This is a genomic window from Pseudomonas sp. BSw22131 (assembly GCF_026810445.1).
GTDB lineage: Bacteria > Pseudomonadota > Gammaproteobacteria > Pseudomonadales > Pseudomonadaceae > Aquipseudomonas > Aquipseudomonas huanghezhanensis.
The window spans coordinates 4,934,010-4,949,811 of record NZ_CP113949.1; the positions used below are offsets into that span (position 1 = coordinate 4,934,010).

Consider the following 15,802-nt stretch of genomic DNA (forward strand, 5'->3'; position numbering starts at 1 on the left):
CATGCCTTAAAAGTTATATGGCTCAAGCTCTGCAAGCTGGGACAGCAGGATTAAATGCTCCACTGTTTTTAGTTTCTCAACATGATCAACAGATGCCGACCCGCCAAGCATTAACGCTGGAACAAAACCATACATTTCATCATGGCGCAACGTGCCGAGCTTTTTCTTCGCCGGTGTGAACAAGTCATCGAAATCGTTATACTCAACTTCTGTAGATAGAAGAAAGTTTTGTAGCTCTCTATCCATCTCATCACTAGTAATTTCAAAGTCATGAATGACACACCGAGAAATACAGCTAGTGATTTTAAGTGAAAATCCTGTTTTTTCGCCCCATAGGTACAGGTCACCAAATGCGCTGCGGGCAATCAGGTGGTAGGTATCGCGCTTTTCAAATTTGGTCCCTTCAATCCATGACGCTACCACCCCTTCGTATTCTTGCGGGTTAACTATCCAGAAAATTCCCTCACCGTAACCGCACCAGCCGTGTTCGACCCAGTATTCCAACAACTTATTGGGTAGCTTACCTCTATAGAGTTCAATACTTGACGTTGGTACTTCCTGCCGATCAACAGGCCCGCCAAAGGTTTGTAAAAAAATTGAAAATACTTCATCCATAGCTTTTCCCCTTAACATTTATGCAGCTTTACATTGAGATAGGTGTCACCACGTAAAGTTGCTGGCACTGCCTCCACGGCCTTTTTCAAATTTTTAATTTTTGGCCCCCACTGAGGGCCTATGCTGGAGTTGACTTGTCGGTCACCGAAATCGGCGATGATATCTTTCCCGCCAGCGCTCAGATCAGGGTTGTGTAGTCCTGCAAGGTTCGACATCGTTTCCTTGGCTTTTTTCACACTCTCTGCTTTCGCAGCTACGGGGCCTAGCGTTTTCGAATATTCCCTTTGAAATCGTGTTTGCAAGCTGGCTTGTAAATGTTTTCGAGCCCGTCGGGCAGCCGTTTGGCTACGCTTCGCCGGATTGGCGATATTCTCTAAATACTCATCAACCGTCAGCCGATTCAGCCCGTCCTCCTGCCCCTTCAATTGCCGCTCGAACTCTCCGACTTTAGAGGCCGGCATCTTGTCTGCCTTGAAGCATTCGACGTCATGGCGCGGCATAGTATTTGGCTTGCCCTTGGGCGGCTCTTTGTCTTTTCCAGATGGACTGTTCGGTGGTGGTTCCTGCGGCCCAAGTGCGCCTCTGCGAGGCTCTGCCGTTTGTAGGTCAGGGTGTTTTTTCAATGCTTCTTCGTGCTTGAGCATCCACTGGCCAAGCTTTGCACCTCGCTCGCTGCCTCGCATTTCGGTTGCGAGCACCCTTGCGTTTCCACGGCCTCGCGTCAGATAAGCAACGATAGCGCTTAGCAGGAGAATCACTACGGCCTCATGGGAGCGTGCAATATCCCACGCACCTTGTTGTGCTGCCATGCTGTCATCGGAAAAGGAACTCAACGGATTGCCGGTTCGCTCTCGAGGGCCGTTCCAAGCGGTGGAAACCCCACGAATGTAGCCCGTAGCTATCGGCTTAAGGCCTTCTGTGAAGAATTCAGCAATCGAGGCCAGCCCCAGTACTCCAAGAATCCAAGTTCCCGCTTGCACTCCGACCAGTGCTCCTGCCGTCGCGCCTGGGAACGCGCCGATGCCGCCAGCAAGTAATCCGATCCCTCCACCTATCGTAGCGCCAGTTAACGCACTGCCGATAATGATCATGGCCATGTCGACCACTGCGCTAATCATCTCATCAAGGATGCTTCGAATATCAAGGTCAGAAAAGCGCTTCAGGATGCTGTTGGCGGCCTCTTTTTCGCCCAGATCACAAGCTCGGCGGACACATCTGACCCGGCGATAAATCAGATCGATACTAGGTACATTTATGGAGCTGGGTGGGCTGAGAGGATTCATGCCCCTTTCGCGTTCCCCTATGCCGCGCTTACTAAATAGGCGTTCGGCATAAGCCTCGATATCGAGCCAACTGGGGATCCTTGTCCATAAAGGCATTCATCGCTCCTGCGTTCTGGGGGAGAATTTGGAAAGCTAAACTTTGTGCCATGTTATGTCAAAAGTGATTTCAAGGGGTCAAAACCTTGAAGGTAGCGGCAGTCGAAAGGCTCGTGCCAAAAGATTCCCGCTCCCCTGTGGTTCAGGCAGTGCGACGCAGAGTCAGGATACTCACGTCGGACGTCTAAAAATTTACCTACTAGATGACTTCGCCAGACGCATACAGAGAGTCAGTCCAGAGTCATGGCGCTGGAACTTGAGCAATCGGTCGCGGGGCTGGCGCACAAGACCCGGCAACTATGCGTACTTAAAGGATGTCCTCAATCGCCTGCCTACGCAGCGGGCGAGTCAGATTGCCGAGTTGTAGCCACACAAGTGGACGCCCGTTTAATTACGCAAGGTGTTTTGGGCGGACGCTCACCATGTCCCGCGCCTCTGGAATCTCATCTCCCGGATATAAATGCCAAGCGGCAAGCCAACCCTATGAACACCGCGCCAAGAACTTGATTAAGGCGCTTGGCAATCTGGGCATTTGTAGCCAGCTTGCTTCCAACCTTACTCGCCAACAAAATCACAGATCCGTTCACGAGCAAGCCAATGACGTTCAAGATGGTCGCGAATAGCAGCATCTGAACGACCATCGAACCTTTCGAGGGGTCAACGAATTGTGGAAATAGCGCTAAGACAAAGAGTGCCATTTTTGGGTTTAGCAGATTGGTCACCAGACCTTGCCGGAAAATACGCAGCAGAGGCGTAGATGCAAGGGTTCCATTGGCCTTCAGCGGCAATGCAGTGGATGTAAATGCTTTCCAGGCAAGAAATGCTAGATAAGCAGCACCCACGAACCGGACGACGTCGTATGCAGTGGGGATATTGATCAACAATTGTGATAGTCCCAAGGCCGCAGCTAGTGCGTGACAGTAGGTGCCTACCTGGATGCCTGCCAGCGACACGAAACCCGACGCCCTTCCTTGGCTCATGCTCCGGGAAGCAATCAATAGCATATCTGGGCCTGGAGTCAGCGTAAGCGCAAGGCAAGCACCTGCGAAAAGTACTGCTACGGAGATATCGATCATTAAAGTCCATTCCTTGGGGGCGAGGCCGTGTGTGCGAGATACCGCATTTTACGAGACGGCACTCCCTTTGAGGAGGTGTCACTCTGACCTTGACATCAGAAAGGTGTGTTCGCCAAGTGCTGACAAGAAGTGAACCGGCCCGCAAGACGTTATTGCCAGACGCTTACGCAAACCCTGATCCACAAGCGCGCTGCTGTGCCCGCGGCTAAGCCCTCGGTTACTGCTGGATGAACGTCACGCCTATTTCTACATTGGGTCACTCTGGGGGAACACGCAGTTCGCAAGGCAACTGGACATGATGCGAATCCCCCGAGAGTTTCTGACGCGCCCCCGGCCCAGCACGACCTGGCGCGCAAGCATGTGGCGCTGTACCTGCACCATATCAAGGGCTTGAGCAATGAAGAAGTGGCCGAGTACCCGAGTTTCAAAGACGCGGCCAACTTCCGGCGGTCCTTCAAACGCTGGACGGGAAGCATGCCGCGTTTGATTCGGCAGTTGTTTAGGTTTGATTAAAGACGACAAAGCGCGTTATCAGCCAATGCGTCGGCAAGAGATTTATAACGTTGGTGATGTTCGTATTTTAAAACCGCAGGTTGGATAGCCAGCTAAAAATAATCCCTCTGATAGCTTTATTTAAATGGACTTATCAGTCATTTGGATAAAAGCCGGCGCATCGGATAAGCAGCCATGAATAACTGACTTTAAGTTGTAACTCGCGGCGTTTTTCAAGGTAGTTGTCGCGTCACCGTCTAACTATGCCGCTCTTTTCTCGACCTGTTGCTCTCGATCCGGATTCAGCAGCACGGTGCCAATCGGCTTCCAGTTACGCGTCCGACCTGACCAACGCTCCGGTTTGTTTTCCTTCGCTCGTTCGTACAGCTCATGTCGCTGGGCCAAGACCTGATGATCCAGTCCTCGATGCCGCTCAGCCGGTGTGACGAACCGGATGCGGCTATGTCGGTGCTCGTTGTTGTACCAGCGCATAAACCCCTCACCCAAGCCCGAGCAGCATCCAAACTGGCAAAACCATCCTGCGGCCATTGCGGGCAGTATTTCAGGGTTCTAAACAGCGACTCCGAGTAGGGATTGTCGTTGCTGACACGCGGTCGGCCACGTGACGGGGTGATGCCCAGGTCGTACATTTTGCTCAGCAGTGTCACCGACTTCATCGGTGCACCGTTGTCCGAGTGCAGCACCAGCGGTTCGCGTAAACACTGCTCGCCTATCACGCTGCGTTGCAGCAGTGCGGCGGCTTTCTCGCCGCTCTCCACGTCGTAGACCTCCCAGCCCACGGCCTTGCGGCTGTAAATATCCTCGATCAGATAGAGGTAGTAATACTTGCCGCGTACCGGCGACGGCAGATACGTGATGTCCCACGACCACACCTGATTGGGTGCGTTGGCTGCGTGTGTTGTCGGTGCTGCGTGTCTTCTGGGCCGCAGGCTACGGCCTCGATGTTGCTGCTGGCCCGCTGCGCGCAAGACGCGATAAAACGTCGACTCCGACGCCAGATAACAGGCTTGGTCGGCCAGTCGCGGCACGATCTGGCTTGGCGGCAAGTGGGCATACTGCGGGCTGTTACACAGCGTCACAATGGCCTGTCGCTCTGCTCGGTCAGCGCATTTCGTGGCGTTGGCCGTGTGACCGTCGTACGGGCGTCGGTCTGGATAGCGTCTGTTTGAGTCCACCGTTGCAAGGTGCGCAGCGACAGACCAACTTCCCGACAGGCCCTGATTTTTCTGGCTCCCGCCGCGACCGCTTCGCCCAGCCAGGCCACGAGTAACTGCCGCTCTGGCAGAGACGTTAGTTGGCCTCGTCGTCGGTCGTTCCCCGTAGTCGTTGAGCTTTTTTCGCAGCACCAATAACGCGGCTGTTTCAGCGAGCGCCTTGTCTTTGCGGCGCAGTTCGCGCTCAAGTTCCTGGATGCGTTTCTTGTCTTTGCGCGCCTGGTCTCGTTCTTCTTTTTGCAGGGCCTTTTCCGATTTCTGGCCGGTGATGAAGGCTTGTCGCCAAGCCGTGATTTGCTCGGGATAAAGGCCTTTGCGGCGGCAGTATTCACCCAGGTCGATCTCGGACAAACCGGCGGCTTCAAGCACGACAGCAAACTTGGTTTCGGCTGACCAGTTCTCGGTCAGCGACTTGTTTTCGGACACTGCACTTCCTTCAGAACTGAGCTGTTTGCGCCAGTTGGACAAAGACATTTCGCTGACCCCTTCGCGCCGGGAAACCTCGGCCATCGACAGGTTCAGCGGGTGAAGCAGCATCTTGAGTAATGCGGCTCTGCGTTCAGGTGAATAGTACGGCACGACCAGTCTCTTTCCGCCCCCGATATACTTTTTTAGGAAAAACCGGAGAGGCGACAACTATCCTGACACCGGGGGCTCGGGTCAAGACCTGCGCCTAACGACCGATAACTATGGCATGGCCGCACTACTGGTGGCCCCAAGAGCGCGCGCCTCCATGACACTCATTCGCGATCCGCAGCTAGTGCGAAAAAATCTCTACGCCTTGCTGGGGTTCTACCTGTTTTCCATCTTCCTGCTGGCCATTGCTTGGGAATTCAAGCTCGAGTCTGTCGCCATGCAGTTGTTGGAATTACCCTATGACGGCGACTTCGAAACCGCTGAGCGCTGGCGTTTTGTCCTGACGTCGACAGGTTTTGCCGTCTTGGCGATGGTTGTGCCTTTCATTCTGTTGAAGCGACTGGTAAACCGTCTGCACCTTAGCTACAACAACCTCATTGTGGCCCAGGCGCATAGCGACTCGCTGGCACGCCATGATCCTCTATCTGGCCTGCTGAACCGCAGGGTGTTTCACGAGCAACTGGTTTCGCGCCTGGAACAGCCTGGGGTAAAAACGGCGGTATTCCTGCTCGATCTGGACAAGTTCAAAAATATCAACGACATACACGGCCACGCTGCTGGCGACGTCGCCATATGTGCTGTCGCTGACACGCTTCGCAAGGCAACTGCTGGCTGGCAGGGGGCGGTAGCAAGGTTGGGGGGGGATGAGTTTACGTTTGCTGTCACCGGTGATTTCACACACCTTGAGTTAGCGACGCTGGCGGAGGAAGTCCTGATTAAAATTGCCCGTGCGGACATAGGTTTGCCAGGCCTGTCTTTAAGCGCAACTTTGGGTATTGCCGTGTCGCCTCTGGATGGCACTGCTGCCGAAACCTTGTTGCAGCGAGCTGACAGCGCCATGTACCGCGGTAAAAACTTCGGGCGCGCTGCATTTAACTTCTATGAAGCCAGCTTTGAGCAGGAGCAGCGCGAACAAATGCGCTTCGAGCAGGAGCTAAGGCAAGCCATTGAAGAACGGCAGATCCAGCCGTTTTACCAACCCATCGTTAGTCTCCCGGAGCAACGATTGGAAGGGTTCGAGCTACTGGCCCGATGGGTACACCCCGAACGCGGCATTGTCATGCCTCAGGACTTCATACCACTCACCGAACAGTTAGGCCTGATCAAGCTGCTCACTGAAAGCCTTTTGCTCCAGGCCTTCACCGAGGCGCGAGAGTGGCCAAACACCCTGACGCTGGCGGTCAACGTCACTTCATCAATGATCGAGAGCAACGAGTTTCCGGAATGGCTGGAGGATCTGGCCCGTAGGGGCAACTTCCCGCTGAGTCATTTGGAGGTAGAAGTGACTGAAAATGCCCTCGTAGCCAACGTGGGAAGTGCGAGATTGAATCTGGAACGCCTGCGTGCAATGGGCGTCACTGTATCTCTGGACGACTTTGGTACGGGTTATTCGGGGCTGTATCATCTGACTCAGCTGGCTATCGACAAGATCAAGATTGACCGGTCTTTCTTCGACACATCGCTGGATAATCAGAACGAAATGGTCAAAGCCATTCTCGCGCTGGGCAAGAGCCTGCGCATGCAAATCACTGCTGAGGGTGTGGAGCATGAGCAACTGGCCGATTGGCTGGCCAAACATCAATGCGACTTTGCGCAAGGTTACTTATTTGGGCGAGCCCTACCGGCTGCAAAGGTGACAGCGCTGATGGCGACGGATCTGACTGCCGGGCAATTAAGGGCATCTGAAGAGCGTGCTGACTCGTCTGGCGAAGCAGCGGGCCACCTGCTGCATGAGCACACTGCCAATCAACGCTAGATAGCGTTAATTGGGTGCAGTTGCTCGCCAAGTAGCGGATGGCTTTGACCCAGGCGTTCCGATACGAATGGGCAAATCCGGGATGTCCATTCCGAGCTGCAGACCCCTGTCACTCTCAAGCACCAGAGAGTACCGGTGAAACGCTGGAACGATCATCCGCGCCATCCCAACCCTGAATCAATCGTCCCTCGACGCGGTTGCGACCTTTGGTTTTAGCGAAGTAAAGGAGCCGATCTGCTTCTTCCAGAGCCGCGGTATACCGGTCCTTCTCGGGTGCGTTGATCACTACCACACCCGAGCTGATCGTCAGTTTGCCCAGCGGGCTGGCTGAGTGTTCTATAGGGCTGTCCACAATGGATGATTTGAGCTTTTCGGCAACGCTCAGCGCACCGGCCAAATCCGTCTCCGGCAGCAGAATGACAAACTCCTCACCGCCATAGCGTGCCGCCACATCACCAGCTCGCTTGACACTGTTGCCGATGAGCCCCGCGACCTGCCTCAGGCAGTCGTCACCCCGCAGATGGCCGTAGTTGTCGTTGTATTGCTTGAACCAGTCAATATCCAACAAAATAATGGCGATAGTTGAGTGATTACGGCTTGCTCGCCCCCACTCCCGCTGCAAGGCAGCATCAAAGCAACGTCGATTGGGCAGATGCGTCAAGCTGTCGGTCTGAGCGATGATCTCCAGCTCGTTTCGAGTAATGTTCAGTTCACCTTCTGCAGTGATCAACTGCTTGATCTGCCGATACAACAGGATGCCCAGTAAAACCAAGGCCAGAATAATGATGCCGGTCAGAGCCGTGGATCGATACGCATAGGCCCACCAGGGAGCGAACACATGCTGGCAGGAGACGCCAGCGGCGGCGACGATGGGCAATCCGGACACCCGCCGATAGGCATAGATTCTTTCTACGCCATCCACCATAGAGTTGATGACGGCAGTACCGCTATCACTGAATGGCAGATAGCGAGTGAAAATATCACCCTTGGCCACATTGGTCGTCATCAGTGCGGTTAACGTAGGTCGCCGAGCCAGCAGGTCGCCATTGTTCAGTGCGAGGAAGATAACGCCCTTGTCGTCTACATCCATGCGCTCAAAAAAGTCCTGAAAATAAGCCACGGGCACCGTAGCCAGGGCAATGCCTGCGAAACTGCCATCAGCAGCATTGATGCGCCTGCTGATCGGGATGATCATGTCTCCCGTATTCCGGCTTTCCACAATGGAACCGACGTGGATGGATTCATCAGTGTTATCGCGGTGATAGGCGAAGTACGCGCGGTCGTCGTTGCTTTGCAACTGCACGCCGCTGGAAAAGGAATTGGCAACCCAATTACCTTGAGCATCGTAGATGAAGAGCCCCTGGATCCCTTGTACGTTCACCACGGCTTGAGCCATCAGCTTCGTTAATCGGCTTTGCTGCTCACCTGCGGTACCGTCGTGTTCCACGCGCTCAACGAGATCGCGCAACGTATTATCAGCCTGTCTTACAGTGTCTTGAGCTTGCTGCTCAGCGGCAAGCACGATGTTGGACACCTCAATCCTGGCGGTAGCGAGGCGCTCATCCCTGGATTGCTTCATCTGCCAGGCAGTAGCCAAAATCAGCGATAGACAGACCAAAGCAATGAAGCAAATCAGCGCTTTGGTGAGCGATGAAGCTGTAAGCCTCGTCGACATAAAGGAAAGAGACTTCATGGGATTGTCATCAAAATGGCGGTGAGACGAGCTATGCAGTTTCCGTACCTTCCAGCCGATTCTGCCTGGCAATCTGCAGAGGTTTGCTGCGCAGGGCTCTCGGAGCAGCAAGCCCACGTTGCGCAGTGCAGGACACAACCCCAGGCCGGCCAGACAAGCCGGCTTTTTGCCCTCTCACCACTCGTCACCTGTTAGGCCCGTGCTAGAGCGGCGTGTTGTGACAACGTTAACAGCGGCGTAGACTTCTCGGCATCAGGCTACACCTCCCCATACTCATAATATTTTGCTCACCTCATGCACTGCCAAGGCTTCGGCCTCAGGCGGCATTTTTGCGTGCGGGTCATTTGAGGGTTGGGCGTGTCAGCTGCCGTCGATATTTATACGAGGTTCATACGTCTTTAAATGAATAGCACCCTGGATGCCCGCACCGGAAGCTGGCTAAGCGTTATCGCCCTGGCGCTCGCAGCGTTTATCTTCAACACCACCGAGTTTGTCCCGGTCGGCCTGCTGAGCGCCATCGGCCACAGCTTTGACATGTCGACGGCGCAAGTGGGTTTGATGTTGACGGTCTATGCCTGGGTCGTGTCGCTGACTTCGCTGCCCATGATGCTGATGACGCGTAACGTCGAGCGGCGCAAGTTGCTGATGTTTGTGTTCGTGGTATTTATCGCCAGCCACGTGATGTCCAGTCTGGCGACGAGTTTCAGCATGCTGTTGGTCAGCCGGATTGGTATTGCGTTCGCGCATGCGGTGTTCTGGTCGATCACTGCATCGCTGGCGGTGCGGGTAGCGCCCGAGGGCAAGCAAGTGCAGGCCTTGGGTTTGCTGTCGACTGGCACTGCGCTGGCGATGGTGCTCGGCATTCCACTGGGACGAATCCTGGGCGAAGCGTTGGGCTGGCGCATGACGTTCCTGGCAATCGCCGGCGCTGCGGGCTTCACCGTACTGTGCTTGCTGAAGTCGCTGCCGCTGCTGCCGAGCCAGAACTCAGGATCGCTGCGCAGCTTGCCGATTCTGTTCAAGCGCCCGGCATTGATGACGCTGTACCTGCTGACGGCGCTGGTAGTCACGGCTCAGTTCACGGCCTACAGCTACATCGAACCGTTCGCACAGTCCGTCGCTCACATGAACGGCGAAATGACCACCGTGCTGCTCTTGCTGTTCGGCGGCGCCGGCATCCTCGGTTCTTTCGTGTTCAGCCGTTACAACAACCGCTTCCCCAAAGGGCTGTTGATTACGTCTATAGCGGCGCTGTCACTGAGCCTGCTGCTGTTGCTGCCACTGGCTGGCAAAGCGTCCTGGCTCGGCACGTTGAGCATCGTCTGGGGGATCGCCATCATGTGCTTCGGGCTGGTGATGCAGTCCAAGGTTCTGGCGTTGGCGCCCGATGCAACCGACGTGGCGATGGCGTTGCACTCGGGCATCTACAACATCGGCATCGGCGGCGGCGCATTGCTGGGCAGCCTGGTGATCAGCCAGTTGGGCATCGCCAATATCGGCCTGGTCGGCGGGCTGCTGGCAGTCGGTGGACTGTTGCTGTGCTGCCTGGCGACTTACCGTTTTGGCGAGACGCTGCGCGCCTGATTGATTGAAGCAATCCCCGAAAAAGGCGCTGCCAGCTCATGCTCAGCGCCTTTTTTGTGTCCGGCATTCAACAGACCTCATCATCGCGGCCACCATTAATCCTGTTGATATTCACCATTGGAGTTGATGGCTTCCGCTGAAAATCCATGGGCGTACCATCGCCCCACACCCAAGTACGAACTGAGGGCTGGAACATGTTGATTCATCTGCTGACTTGCCTGGCACTGACGGCGTTTACCACTTACGTCGTTGCCCTCAGGTTTTTCGATCTGGCAGTGGCTCCTGTAGCCGCCAGCGAAAATGAAAATCGTGTAATGGCACCGGCCAGTTAACGGCCAAGTAGCTGACACTCATCAGCACCTTGTTATCAGCATTCACTGCGTTGCGGAGCGCCCGACATGACCCGAGAAGTGACGTTGCACGTGAGATTCCCTGCGTTTGGCAATAACTACTACTCACAACATGTCGTCGCCCGCAAAACGCAGTCGTTGATCAGCGATGATCGTTTTGATTCTCTCCTGATGTCCGCCGCCACCCGTCACTTCAGCAATGAAGTCGTTGGGCTGACGGACCCGTTTCGGTTTCTGAATGACGTTTTGATCTCGCACAGGCTGGACGTTGAAAACGAAATGCCTGCTCGGCAACCAATGCGTTTCACGCAAGCGAGCGACAGCAGATAAATTCAGATATTTGGCTGGCGAAATTGTTGAATCCGCTGTTTGATTGCACGTCGGCCCACACCGGCGATCCGTCACTCTTTCATTCGGAAAACAACAATGAAACATGCCCTGCTCGCTGGCCTTCTCCTGACCGCCGCGCTACTGCCACCGTCCGCCTTCGCCAATGACGACGACACTCAGTGCCAGATGAACCTGAGCAAAGTCCGAGACGCCAAAGTTGCCAACCCCGGGTTGAGTGAGGCGGTTAAAAGCGACGTCGACACCACTGTCCATCGAGCCGAATCGGCCCGCGCCCGCCACAACGACGACGGCGCCCGAGAGTGCGTGTCACTGACGCAGCAAGCGCTGCAAAAAATCCAGAGCAATTAGCCCCCCTAAGCGATCGCCACTTTTGCAGGACCCAAGTTATTGGCAAATGGGTCTCAGCGTGGAATCAGCCCAACGCCACGCGAATGAATTCGCGTCTACAGATCGCACGCCAATTCTGTAGGAGCCAACTTGTTGGCGAGACGTCGTCAGGGTTGAGCCAGCCCCGCCGCCACGCGAATGAATTCGCGTCTACAGGCAGCAGGCCAATTCTGTAGGAGCCAACTTGTTGGCGAGACGTCGTCCCGGTTGAAACAGAACCGCCGCCACGCGAATGAATTCGCGTCTACAGGTCGCACGCCAATTCTGTAGGAGCCAACTTGTTGGCGAGAGGTCGTCAGGGTTGAGCCAGCCCCGCCGCCACGCCAATGAATTCATGCTTACAGACGTCGAGCAGGGCATTCACTTCAATACCAACAGCCGATAAACCCCCGCCTCGCTTTCGATGCCATGGGTGTCGTGGGTGAAGCCGGGGAATGCTTTGTCGAAGTTCTCCAGCGCACTCAGGTACGCGAGCAATGGCCCATCGGCGGGGCCGGCGTTTTCCCCAGGCATCAGCAACGGAATCCCGGGCGGATACGGCACGATACCGGTTGCGACAATACGCCCGGCAGCCTGTTCGAGCGTGACCTGCTCCACCTCGTTTTTAACCAGTTTCTCGTAAGCCTCCACCGGGCTGAACTCAGCCTTGGGCAACGTGCCGAACGCCTTGGCCATGGTCGACGTCGTCTTGTTTTTCTTCATTGCCGCAAAGATGTCTTGTGCGAGGTCTTTCAACCCCATGCCGCTGTAGCGTTGCTGGTTGGCCGTCAACAGATCCGGCAGGCACAGCTCAAGCTCGAGGTTATTGTCGTAATCGCGTTTGAAATCGAGCAACGCGTTGACCAGCGTGCCCCATTTGCCTTTGGTGATGCCGATCGAGAACAGGAACAGGATCGTGAAGTCCGTCGTTTTCTCGACCACGATTCCCTGCCGCGCCAGGTACGCACTCACCACACACGCCGGAATACCGAAGTCGAGCAGGTTGCCATCGTCGCCCATACCGGGGCTCAGCACCGACACCTTGATCGGGTCGAGCATGCAGTAGCCCTCTTCGATATTCCCAAAGCCGTGCCACACCTCGTTCGGGTGCAAGACCCAGCAATTGGGGTCGGTCTTGAGCGTCACCGGGTCAACGTGATGGAACGGCACCGCGAGCCCGTCGATCTGCACCGACGGCGGCTGCCAGCACGAGAAAAACCAGTCGTCGTGGTTGAGCATTTCGCTCTGCATGCGCGAGATGACTTGCCGAAACGCGACGGCCTCCTCGATGGATTCAGTGGTCAGAATCTGCCCGCTGGGCGCCTCCATCATCGCCGAGCTGACATCACACGAGGCCATAATCGCGTAATTGGGCGACGTCGATGCGTGCATCATGAACGACTCATTAAAGCGCCCGTGGGGGATCGGATTACGCCCGTTTCGCACATGGATCATCGACGCCTGAGACAGCGCTGCCAGCAGCTTGTGAGTCGATTGCGTGGCGAACACAGTGGGCCGCGACTCGTCGTGATCATCCGGGCTGCCGTGCATTGCAAAGCGATCCTTGTACAGCGGATTGAACCGCGCGTAGCCATACCAGGCTTCGTCGAAATGCAGCCGGTCCACGCTCTGCCCAAGCAACTCCTCCACCCGCGTGACGTTGTAGGTCAGGCCGTCATAGGTCGAGTTAGTGACGATGGCGTGAATCGGCGTCGGATCAATGTCTGCTGTCACCAGCGGGTTGCTGGCGATGGCAGCTTTAACGGCCTCTGCGCTCAGAGTTTGCGGCAGGATCGGGCCGATGATGCCGAACCGATTGCGGGTCGGGACCAGATACGTGGGAATCGCGCCCGACAGCGTCATCGCATGCTCGGCGGACTTGTGGCAATTACGGTCGCACAGAGCGATCTGATTGCGCGTGACGCTGGCCATCAGGATGACGCGATTGGACGTGGATGAGCCATTGGTGACGTAATAGGTGCGATGCGCGCCAAACACTTTAGCCGCGTAGCGTTCGCCCTGACCAATGGGGCCGCTGTGATCAAGCAGCGATCCCAGCTCACTTACCGAAATCGACAGGTCCGAACGCAGCAGGTTTTCCCCGAAAAACTCGTAGAACGCCCTGCCCGCCGTGCTTTTCAGAAACGCCGTGCCGCCCGCATGACCCGGCGTGTGCCAGGAGTATTCGTACGAGCGCGCAAACTTGAGCAACGCGCCGAACATCGGCGGCAGAACGGCCTGACGATAGCGCTCGATGGCCGCCATGATGCGCCCGCTGAGGAAGCGACTGGTGTCTTCAGGCAGCCAGATGAAGTCATCGGCGTGCTGCATGACCACCAGCGGAATGGTCGACGCGGTGCTGCGGTCACTGATCAAAAACACCGGCACGCGTGTATTGCGCTCGCGAAGATTGGTCAGCAGCTTGATGCACTGCTCGTGCCCCTCGCTCTTGTCTATTTCCCAACTCAACAGCACACATTGAATGGCCGGATCGGAATGCAGGATCGACGTCGCATCGCTCAGGCTTTCGGACACCAGCACGCTGATGGAGCGCTCTTCCACATCGCTGATCAATTGATTCAATGCACGCCCGAACACCGTGCGCTTGTCCGGCGGGCTGCTGACCAACAACGCCAGCATGCCGAGTGAATGTCTGTTTTCCGTCATGGTCGAGACTCCAGAGTGGTCAGATTGAGGCTGTTGACCGGCACCGGCTCGCCTTCGATATGCCGCGCGCTGACCGTTTGCACAGGCACGCTGTTGTTGAGAGCTTCGAGACGAATCAGCCGATTGTTGACGAAGCCAAATAGCGTGTAGCCAAAAATGGTCGCGACGCCGCCTAGCATCAGCGCCTGCTCACCGGAACTGTAAAGCGCCAGGTAGCTGTAGGCTGCCGCGATCCAGGCAATGATGTTGGTCGCCAGCGCCTTGCCGGCCGGCACATTGGAGACTTTTTGCATCGTCATGACAGCCGCCATGGACAGGATGTACGGCACCAGATTAGTCACCACCGCCAGGTTCACCAGCATGTCGAACTGCTTGCTCAAGTCGGGGCTGATGGTCAGAACCCCCAGCAGCGTTTGCCCCGCCAACAGGATCAACATGCCGATAATCGGCGTACCGGCCTTGTTGGCTTTGGCAAAGATCGGCAGGAAATACCCCGTATCGGCAGAGCTTTTGAATACCTGCGCAATGGTGAACTGCCAGCCCAGCAACGAACCCACACAGGCCAGCACCATTAACGCCATGACCACGCTGCCAACCATCGGGTTGAACATTTTGGCGAAGACCAGCCCGAATGGTGCGGTGGACGCGACCAGTTCCGGGTTGCTGACGATGCCCGCAATGACGTTGGTCGACACGATGTAAATCACCGCCGCACCCAACGTGCCGCCGAGCACGGCGATGGGCACGTTCTTCTCCGGATTTTCCACGGCATCGGTGTTGGCGCAGGCCGACTCAAGGCCCAAAAATGCCCAAAGCGTAATGGCAACGGACGCCCCGGCAGCCTCAAACCAGCCTTTGCCGTGGGGATTCCAGCCGGCTGCGTACACGCTGCTGTCGAACCAGAACCAGCCAATCGTCGAGACCACCAATACCGGCGCGATCACGCCCCACACGGTAATCGCGCCGATCTTGCCGGTGATGCTTGCCCCGCCAAAGTTGGCGAACGTGGTCAGCCACAACAAGGCGATGGTTGCCATCCCCACTTGAATGGAGCCCAACTGCACGTTAAGCAGCACCTGGATATAACCCACCGCGGTAATACTGATCGCCACATTGGCGATTAATAAAGACACGCCGTAGGTGTAGTTGGTGATGTAGTTACCGCCCTTGCCGAACGTATATTCGGCATAACCCCCCATGCCGCCGGTCTTTCGACTGAGCATCCCGCAGCGCGCAAATGCGTAGGCCAGCGCCAGTGAGCCAGTGGCCGTGATGATCCAGGAAAGAATTGAAATAGCGCCAACTTCGGCGAGTTTGGACGGCAATAACACAATGCCTGAGCCCAACATGTTGACGGCCGTCAACATTGTCAGTTGCCCCACGCTCATTTTCTTTACAGCTGACATTCGGTTGCCCCGTTCAATGACGTGAGAGAGTGTGAGCTATAGCAAAAGACCGAGTTTTAGCGCGAAATGGCCGGTTAACTAATAACCAGCCAAACGCCACCTTCGGAGAAGGAATAACTTGAAGAGTGATGCAATCACCCATTCGGAGGGATTCGTAGCAGCGGGGAAATTACAGCAAGAGTTTTTCATCGCATCA

Annotated in this window: 12 protein-coding genes and 1 pseudogene; 6 read left to right on the forward strand and 7 right to left on the reverse strand. The window is 55.8% G+C overall.

Annotation, left to right across the window (positions count from 1 at the left end; all coding sequences use genetic code 11):
- Nucleotides 1-6: 6 nt before the first annotated feature.
- The 3 genes from OYW20_RS22255 to OYW20_RS22265 form a co-directional block, all read right to left on the reverse strand.
- A complete protein-coding gene (locus OYW20_RS22255) occupies nucleotides 7-615 on the reverse strand; it encodes a GAD-like domain-containing protein (protein WP_122358475.1) in 609 nt (202 codons plus the stop codon).
- 11 nt (nucleotides 616-626) lie between these two features.
- Nucleotides 627-1,994 carry a DUF6861 domain-containing protein gene (locus tag OYW20_RS22260; protein ID WP_268798054.1) on the reverse strand — a complete coding sequence of 456 codons (1,368 nt, stop codon included), beginning with the start codon at nucleotides 1,992-1,994 and terminating at the stop codon, nucleotides 627-629.
- A gap of 443 nt (nucleotides 1,995-2,437) precedes the next feature.
- Nucleotides 2,438-3,070: a LysE family translocator gene (locus OYW20_RS22265; protein ID WP_268798055.1), complete on the reverse strand. Its 633-nt coding sequence runs from the start codon at nucleotides 3,068-3,070 to the stop codon at nucleotides 2,438-2,440.
- A 333-nt stretch (nucleotides 3,071-3,403) separates the two neighbouring features.
- Between OYW20_RS22265 and OYW20_RS22270 the strand changes: the two are divergent.
- Nucleotides 3,404-3,583, forward strand: a pseudogene (locus OYW20_RS22270) (hypothetical protein); the annotation flags it as partial.
- 281 nt (nucleotides 3,584-3,864) lie between these two features.
- Here OYW20_RS22270 and OYW20_RS22275 read toward each other — a convergent pair.
- Nucleotides 3,865-5,376 (reverse strand): IS3 family transposase, encoded by a 1,512-nt coding sequence (locus tag OYW20_RS22275; protein WP_268798056.1) that lies wholly within the window; start codon nucleotides 5,374-5,376, stop codon nucleotides 3,865-3,867.
- A gap of 154 nt (nucleotides 5,377-5,530) precedes the next feature.
- Here OYW20_RS22275 and OYW20_RS22280 point away from each other — a divergent pair, with 154 nt between their 5' ends.
- Complete coding sequence (locus OYW20_RS22280; protein WP_268798057.1) at nucleotides 5,531-7,189, forward strand: putative bifunctional diguanylate cyclase/phosphodiesterase; 1,659 nt, start codon at nucleotides 5,531-5,533, stop codon at nucleotides 7,187-7,189.
- A gap of 115 nt (nucleotides 7,190-7,304) precedes the next feature.
- On the opposite strand, the gene OYW20_RS22285 is transcribed toward OYW20_RS22280, so the two are convergent.
- The gene (locus OYW20_RS22285) at nucleotides 7,305-8,882 is read right to left on the reverse strand and encodes a sensor domain-containing diguanylate cyclase (protein WP_268798058.1); all 1,578 of its coding nucleotides are present in this window, start codon (nucleotides 8,880-8,882) and stop codon (nucleotides 7,305-7,307) included.
- 402 nt (nucleotides 8,883-9,284) lie between these two features.
- Here OYW20_RS22285 and OYW20_RS22290 point away from each other — a divergent pair, with 402 nt between their 5' ends.
- The 4 genes from OYW20_RS22290 to OYW20_RS22305 all read left to right on the forward strand — a co-directional run bounded on the left by OYW20_RS22290 (nucleotide 9,285) and on the right by OYW20_RS22305 (nucleotide 11,515).
- A complete protein-coding gene (locus tag OYW20_RS22290; protein ID WP_268798059.1) occupies nucleotides 9,285-10,466 on the forward strand; it encodes a sugar transporter in 1,182 nt (393 codons plus the stop codon).
- 194 nt (nucleotides 10,467-10,660) lie between these two features.
- Complete coding sequence (locus tag OYW20_RS22295; protein ID WP_268798060.1) at nucleotides 10,661-10,798, forward strand: hypothetical protein; 138 nt, start codon at nucleotides 10,661-10,663, stop codon at nucleotides 10,796-10,798.
- A 66-nt stretch (nucleotides 10,799-10,864) separates the two neighbouring features.
- Nucleotides 10,865-11,146, forward strand: coding sequence for a hypothetical protein (locus OYW20_RS22300; RefSeq protein ID WP_268798061.1), 282 nt, complete (start codon nucleotides 10,865-10,867; stop codon nucleotides 11,144-11,146).
- A 96-nt stretch (nucleotides 11,147-11,242) separates the two neighbouring features.
- On the forward strand, nucleotides 11,243-11,515 hold the full coding sequence (locus tag OYW20_RS22305; protein ID WP_268798062.1) for a hypothetical protein: 273 nt from the start codon (nucleotides 11,243-11,245) through the stop codon (nucleotides 11,513-11,515).
- A gap of 399 nt (nucleotides 11,516-11,914) precedes the next feature.
- Here the strand turns inward: OYW20_RS22305 and OYW20_RS22310 are convergent, their stop codons facing one another.
- Nucleotides 11,915-14,200 (reverse strand): Orn/Lys/Arg family decarboxylase, encoded by a 2,286-nt coding sequence (locus tag OYW20_RS22310; RefSeq protein ID WP_268798063.1) that lies wholly within the window; start codon nucleotides 14,198-14,200, stop codon nucleotides 11,915-11,917.
- Entirely contained in the window at nucleotides 14,197-15,606 is a 1,410-nt protein-coding gene (gene potE, locus OYW20_RS22315; protein ID WP_268798064.1) for a putrescine-ornithine antiporter, read from the reverse strand. Before potE ends, OYW20_RS22310 begins: the two co-directional genes overlap by 4 nt.
- Between the last annotated feature and the right edge of the window lie 196 nt (nucleotides 15,607-15,802).